The organism is Microbispora sp. NPDC049125 (genome assembly GCF_040802045.1).
Lineage (GTDB): Bacteria > Actinomycetota > Actinomycetes > Streptosporangiales > Streptosporangiaceae > Microbispora.
In genome coordinates, this window is the sequence record NZ_JBEZDW010000024.1 from 126,607 (window position 1) to 132,274 (window position 5,668).

Sequence of the window (5,668 nt, forward strand, 5' to 3'; positions counted from 1 at the left end):
GCCAATCTTGCTGGCGCCTACATGTCATTGGGTGACGTGGGGCGGGCCGTCACGTTGTACGAGCGTGTATTGGCTGACAGTGAGCGGGTGTTGGGTTCAGATCATCCCGAAACCGTCGCTGTTAAGGTCGGCCTCGCCTATTGTCGAGCTGCGGCAGGAGACGTGGCCGGTGCTAGGGCTGCCCTCGCAGAAATTCTTCCGATACAAGAGCGGGTATTGGGTGCCTCTCACCCTGACACTCTTAGTGCCCGTCATAGCTATGCTCTGTTGTCTGGTCGAGCGGGAGATGCCGCGGCAGCAGTGAAAGCGTTCAGACAACTTTTGATTGACTATGAGCGGATATTGGGAGCTGGTCACCCTGATACAGTGCGTGCTCGCAAAGACCTTTCTTACTGGCGGCAGAGGACCTCATCCGACGCCTGACTGACGAGAAGCGGCAGTTACACAGTTGTGTAATATTTGGTTGACTCAGTGGTTATCAAACATCGGCGGCGCTTTCCATTACTTGCCAATGGGCGGATTTCTGCCTTCGCCCGCCTCAATTGCGTTGGAGAAGATCTCGGCAGCTGAGGCTTCTGCTGCTCGAATGACGTGGGCGTAGACGCGGAGCGTGATTGACGGGTCGACGTGGCCGAGGCGCGCCGCGACCACGTGGACGGGAACGCCGGCCAGGAGAAGCGTGGTCGCGTGAATGTGGCGGAGGTCGTGGAGCCGCGCGTGTGGCAGCGGCTCAGCAGGCTTCGGGGCGTTCTTTGGAGCGTTGTACCGCTTGATCAGTATGGGCATCAGGGAGGACACGGTGTCCGGGTGGATCGGCTCGCCCCACCCTGTTGTAAACACGTGGTCACCAGCGCCGCGCCATTCCTCGCCCGCAAGCAGCTTGTCGGCCGCCTGCTGCTTCCGGTGTGCCTTGAGGGCCTGGACGGTGCTCTGATCGATCGAGATCACCCGGGTTCGCCCGGTTTTGGTGGTCCCCTCGATGCGCTCCCCGTCGATGAAGGCTGCGGAGCCGGTGATGGTGATATCGCAGGCGTCGAGGTTGACTGAGGACCAACGAAGGTTGAGCAGTTCGCCGCGACGAGCGCCCGTGTAGGCCGCCAGGTGGAAGAAGGCGAACAGGCGATGCCGACGCGCCACGGCGAGGAAGGCGCGTAACTGCTCGGGAGTCCACACGCTCCCAGGTTCGGCCGGAGTGCGACGAGGACGCTTGGCGCGCTCGACGGGGTTTGACGCAAGCACCTGGTCTACTTCGACCGCGTCCCGGAACGCCTTACGAAGCACTGCGTGCACATAGTCGATCGTGCGCGCCGAGAGTTTCCGGCCGTTCTTCCCACCGCCGGCCATGAGATCCCGGTAGAGCTTCGTGATCGTGGCCGGGCGTACCGCCTGGAGCTTCTGGCCGCCGATATGCGGCTTGACGTAGCGGTTGATGATGTCTCGGTAGTCCTTGAGCGTCTTCGGCTTGATCTCGACGGCATGGGCCTCGATCCACTCATCGAGGTACTCCCCCACGCTGATCGCATTCCGGTCGACGTACTCACCGCGGCGCGCGCTGACGCGCGCTTCGTCACGAGCCGCCTTGGCCTCATCCTCTGTGGCGAAGCCGCCGACCCACTTGGGTTTGCTCTCCCCGGTCTCCGGGTCTTTGACCCGGATCACGTAGGACCACGTGTTGCCGCGCTTCATGACCCCGTCACGGAGCTTGGGCGCGATCTTCTGGCTCGGCTTCTTCCGAGGCTCCGGGGCGCTGACAAGGGGCCTGGTCATGCGGCACGCTCCTGTGAGGCCAGGCGGGAGATGTAATCAGTGAGAGCGGCTATGGGGACACGCCGGGAGCCGTCGATGCGGACCGAGCCGACAGTGCCGGAGGCTATGAGCTGGTAGAGCTTGGCGCGCGAGATTGCCAGAGCTTCGGCGGCCTCCGGGACGGTGAGCAGAAGCCGAGTCATGATTCACCTCCGTAAGGCTGCATGGAAGCGGTCATTGGAGTTCCGGTGATAGCGGCGGCGAGGAGCGCGTCTCCGGCAGAGAGGCCCTGTCCGGCGTACTGCCAGGTCGCGATCACAAGGACGGTGTCCTCGTCGACGAGGGGGAGGCGGCCGTTGGTGATCTGCTCGTCACGCTTGTGTTCGGCGCGTGCGGCGCGGAGGGCACCGAGAGTGGTGGAGTAGCGGCGGGACTTGGTGGAGAAGTGGCCGCGGAAGCCGAGCATGTGTGCCCACTGGATCAGCCGGAGGTCGGCCAGTTCGTCGAGGGAGCCCAGGCGGAGGCATTCGGCGATAAGGCGTCGGGCGTGGTCGCGGATGGGCAGGGCGGCCAGGTTGTCGAGGAGCTGGACGCGCCGGTCCAGGGTGCCGACGCATTCGGCTGCTTTGGTGGCGTACTTGGCGATGTAGGCGGCGACGGCCTGTTCGGTGAGGTCGCCGCTCATGGTGATCGGTCGGACGTCGAGTTGCGCGCCCCAGCGCAGGACGCGGGAGAGTTCGCCGGCCGCTGTGGGGGGCGTGACGGTGACGGCGGAGGCGGCGTGTTGTATGGCTTGCGTGAGCATGTCGGCGCTTGCCCAGGCCGGGGGCGGGGAGGTGGGACCGTCCGGGCCGTCGAGGCGGATGACGGCGTGGAGATGGACGACGCCGCGCTTTTGGTATTCGGCGACTTTGGCGAAGGAGACGACGAGTTGCCCGGCGAGGCCCTTGAGGGTCAGGCCGGTGAGCTTGGCCAGGTGCCGGCGAAGCGCCATGGTGAAGCGGCGCCACAGTTCCGGCGCCATCGCGTTGAACAGGACCGAGCTGGTGTAGTCGTAGCAGTCGGGGCACAGCGGCTCACCCAGGCACGCCTCGTCGGCCCCGTGCCGAGCGGTGCAGGACATCACTTGCCCGTGCGGACACCTCGGAGCGTCGCGGCGTGGGTGGCAGGGCAGGACCTTGCCGTCCTTCTCCCGCCGGGAGTGCACGGTCCCGAACGACGGCGCGGTCAGGGTGACGAACAGGCACGGGTGGGCGGCCACCGTGTTCGGGACGCCTTTGCCGCCGATGAGGCCAGCGCGGACGAGGTGGTAGGTGTCGGCCCGGTAGGTCTCGGCGCAGGACGGGCAGCGGGAGGCCCGGCGGGTCTTGCAGGGCACGCGCAGCATGCCGTCCGGTTCGAGGTGGGTGCTGTAGCGGTGGAGCAGGTGGCCGGTGGCGCGATCGTAGTGCTCGACCTTGCCGCGCAGGTGGATCGGCTGTCGGCAGCCGCCGGTCCGGCGGATCTGGGCGGCCCAGCGGGCGTAGTGGGGGTCGTGGAGCCGGGTGATGAGTCCGGCGATGGCGTGGGTGGTTGGCATGATGGGTGGGTCCCTTCTGGGCTGTGAGGTTCGGTGTGGGATGGCCCCCGACGTGGCGGACGTCTTGGCGGATGTGTGGTCACGCCGGGGGCACCGCGGTTCAGCAGGTAGCAAGGGCGGTCAGCAGAAGCCGAGACCGTTGCAGTGGCGGCAGGTGTCGCCGTAGCTGTCGAGCCCGCCCCCGCCGCAGTGGCAACACTGGTAGCCCTTCGGTTCGATCTCGACGGGCGGGGCGTCGTCACCGTTGTTCATGCGGTCCACCTCCTTCCGCTGCGCTTGGGCGCGGTGTTGACGAACACGCGCCAGGTGTAGGGCCGGCTGTGCAGCGGCAGGACGGGTGAGATCGAGCCGACCGGTAGGACGGCGCGGATGGTGCGGAGGGCGTAGGCGAGTTCGGCGTGGGTGCCTTCGATGCGGATGTGCATGGGGAGTTTCCTTTCGTTCAGGCGGCGTGAGCCGGGTTGGTGGCGTGGGGGGTGTCGGGGGTGATGCAGTCGGTGTAGGAGATGAGCGCCTCGTGCCGGGCGCGGGCGTCGGCGGGTACGGCCGTCGCTTCGTAGCGGACGGGGCCGAACTCCAGGACGGTCGTGTAGTGGCCGGACGGCGTCCGCTCGACCGGTGTTGCGAGGAGGGTGGCGATGCGGTCGATCTCGGCGCAGATCTCGGCGTCGCTCCCGCGCTTGGGGAAGTACATGACGTAGACCGAGTTGCGGGGGACGGGGACGGCGGGGTGGGTCTCCAGGTAGGTAGCCAGGGCGCGAAGGCCGGTGATGATGGCCGTGCGGTGGTCGGTGATGGACATGGGTTCTCCGTTCACAGGGCGTCGGATGTGGTCCGCAGGGTGCGGAGCAGGTCGGAGGCGAGTTGGTTGGACACGCCGAGGCGGGCGCGCAGCAGGTCGCGGGTGATCGGTCTGCCGTGTCGGGTGTGGTGTTCGTCGGCGACACGGCGGGCGTAGTCGACGAGTGCGGGGGATGGTCCCGGGGCGTCGTCCCCGCCGTCCTTGCCGTCCTGGATCGCCGGGACGAGCGCGGGGACGGAGGACGGGACGCCGGCCGTCGAGGACGGAGCAGAGAGGGGCGCGGACGGGATTGGGGACGGGTCGGTCCGGGGGCCGGAGGCGCGCCGTTCCAGCATGGAGACGGCCACGAGGAACGCCCCGGCGGGAGTGCCGGCGGTCAGCCAGCCCCAGAAGGTCGGGGAGGCTTGGTGGAGGTTGGCGGCCAGGGACAGGGCGATCCCGGCGACGAGGACGAGGGTCGGCCAGGAGATCCAGCCGGTGCGGGACCGTCCGGTCTTCTTGTCCCGCTGGCGTTCCCGGGCGGCCATGACACAGGTGAGGTCGACGCAGACGGCCACGGCCCAGGCCATCCACCCGTCTTGGCCGCTGGCGGCGGCGGTGTCGCGGATGTGGGTGAAGCTGCCGGCCCCGGCGATGGCGGCCAGGACGAGGACCGGCCCGGAGTCGGCCAGCCGCGCGGCGAGCCGGGAGGCGATCGTGCGCATGGGGTTCCTCCTTCCGGTATGTGGGTGGGTGGTCAGGCGGCGAGCTGCGGGCTACCGCCGCCGGACAGTTCGTGGGCGAGGCCGGAGGCGGCGACCTGTCCCCACGAGGGCGCCATGTGGGCGAAGGCGTCGGCCGCCTGTTCGGCCGCAGTGGTGGAGACGTAGCCGGAGCGGGCGCGGTACCACCGGCCGTCGTTGCCGGTGATGACGGCGACCCCGGGCAGTTCCGGCGGGATGGACCGGGCGGCGACCAGGGCGTCAGGGTCGAGGTCTCCCAGGGTCATCACGGCGGTTTCGGGATCGTTGACCCGGTGACAGACGCGCCCGCCGATCTGGGCGCGCAGCGCGGTCACGCCGGGTCCGAGGTCGGAGCCGATCCGCTGACCGGATAGGACGAGGTGGATGCCGAAGGCGCGGCCGAGCTGGGCGATGCGGAGCAGGGCGGTAGCCGTACGGGTGACTTGGTCCTTTTCGGCTTTGTCGGCGGTGAGGAATAGTTCGGCGATCTCGTCGACCAGGACCACGACGGGGATGGGCCGGGAGGCGTCGGGGAGTTGCCAGATGTCACGTACACCCATCCGGCGGCAGGTGAGCATCCGGGCGCCCATGACCGTGATCAGGTCTGCCAGCAGGTCCAGGCATTCATCTCGTGAAGTGGCGAGCGAGGTGAGCCGGGAGGCGTAGGCCGACAGCTCCACGCCGCCTTTGAGGTCGAAGCCGACCAGGGCGACCGGCTGCGGCGCTAGTGTCCTGCGCCTGAAATTCGTCGGCAATATCGTGCGAGGGATTCGAGGATCTCCTCTGCGGTCTTCTTCCATACGAACGGCCGAGGGTTGT

Annotated in this window: 9 protein-coding genes; 1 reads left to right on the top strand and 8 read right to left on the bottom strand. The window is 67.8% G+C overall.

Going from position 1 to position 5,668, the window contains the following annotated elements:
- Positions 1–423: tetratricopeptide repeat protein (locus AB0B72_RS25890; RefSeq protein WP_367741532.1), on the top strand; the 423-nt coding region annotated here is incomplete at its 5' end.
- 78 nt (positions 424–501) lie between these two features.
- Here the strand turns inward: AB0B72_RS25890 and AB0B72_RS25895 are convergent.
- From AB0B72_RS25895 to AB0B72_RS25930, 8 genes are all read right to left on the bottom strand, one after another.
- Positions 502–1,767, bottom strand: a complete 1,266-nt coding sequence (locus tag AB0B72_RS25895) for a tyrosine-type recombinase/integrase (protein WP_367741533.1) — start codon at positions 1,765–1,767, stop codon at positions 502–504.
- Positions 1,764–1,949, bottom strand: a complete 186-nt coding sequence (locus tag AB0B72_RS25900; RefSeq protein WP_367741535.1) for a helix-turn-helix domain-containing protein — start codon at positions 1,947–1,949, stop codon at positions 1,764–1,766. Before AB0B72_RS25900 ends, AB0B72_RS25895 begins: the two co-directional genes overlap by 4 nt.
- Positions 1,946–3,325 carry a replication initiator gene (locus AB0B72_RS25905; RefSeq protein ID WP_367741536.1) on the bottom strand — a complete coding sequence of 460 codons (1,380 nt, stop codon included), beginning with the start codon at positions 3,323–3,325 and terminating at the stop codon, positions 1,946–1,948. The genes AB0B72_RS25900 and AB0B72_RS25905 overlap by 4 nt, the downstream gene beginning before the upstream one ends.
- Positions 3,326–3,445: 120 nt before the next feature.
- A complete protein-coding gene (locus AB0B72_RS25910; protein WP_367741537.1) occupies positions 3,446–3,577 on the bottom strand; it encodes a hypothetical protein in 132 nt (43 codons plus the stop codon).
- Positions 3,574–3,750, bottom strand: a complete 177-nt coding sequence (locus AB0B72_RS25915; RefSeq protein ID WP_367741538.1) for a hypothetical protein — start codon at positions 3,748–3,750, stop codon at positions 3,574–3,576. Before AB0B72_RS25915 ends, AB0B72_RS25910 begins: the two co-directional genes overlap by 4 nt.
- A gap of 17 nt (positions 3,751–3,767) precedes the next feature.
- Positions 3,768–4,127: a hypothetical protein gene (locus AB0B72_RS25920; RefSeq protein WP_367741539.1), complete on the bottom strand. Its 360-nt coding sequence runs from the start codon at positions 4,125–4,127 to the stop codon at positions 3,768–3,770.
- 11 nt (positions 4,128–4,138) lie between these two features.
- Complete coding sequence (locus AB0B72_RS25925; RefSeq protein WP_367741540.1) at positions 4,139–4,831, bottom strand: DUF2637 domain-containing protein; 693 nt, start codon at positions 4,829–4,831, stop codon at positions 4,139–4,141.
- A 32-nt stretch (positions 4,832–4,863) separates the two neighbouring features.
- The gene (locus AB0B72_RS25930; RefSeq protein ID WP_367741541.1) at positions 4,864–5,604 is read right to left on the bottom strand and encodes an FtsK/SpoIIIE domain-containing protein; all 741 of its coding nucleotides are present in this window, start codon (positions 5,602–5,604) and stop codon (positions 4,864–4,866) included.
- Between the last annotated feature and the right edge of the window lie 64 nt (positions 5,605–5,668).

Excerpts from the sequence above, each read along its gene's own strand:
- AB0B72_RS25895 (WP_367741533.1), bottom strand. The coding sequence starts at position 1,767 with ATGACCAGGCCCCTTGTCAGCGCCCCGGAGCCTCGGAAGAAGCCGAGC.
- AB0B72_RS25900 (WP_367741535.1), bottom strand. The coding sequence starts at position 1,949 with ATGACTCGGCTTCTGCTCACCGTCCCGGAGGCCGCCGAAGCTCTGGCA.
- AB0B72_RS25905 (WP_367741536.1), bottom strand. The coding sequence starts at position 3,325 with ATGCCAACCACCCACGCCATCGCCGGACTCATCACCCGGCTCCACGAC.
- AB0B72_RS25910 (WP_367741537.1), bottom strand. The coding sequence starts at position 3,577 with ATGAACAACGGTGACGACGCCCCGCCCGTCGAGATCGAACCGAAGGGC.
- AB0B72_RS25915 (WP_367741538.1), bottom strand. The coding sequence starts at position 3,750 with ATGCACATCCGCATCGAAGGCACCCACGCCGAACTCGCCTACGCCCTC.
- AB0B72_RS25920 (WP_367741539.1), bottom strand. The coding sequence starts at position 4,127 with ATGTCCATCACCGACCACCGCACGGCCATCATCACCGGCCTTCGCGCC.
- AB0B72_RS25925 (WP_367741540.1), bottom strand. The coding sequence starts at position 4,831 with ATGCGCACGATCGCCTCCCGGCTCGCCGCGCGGCTGGCCGACTCCGGG.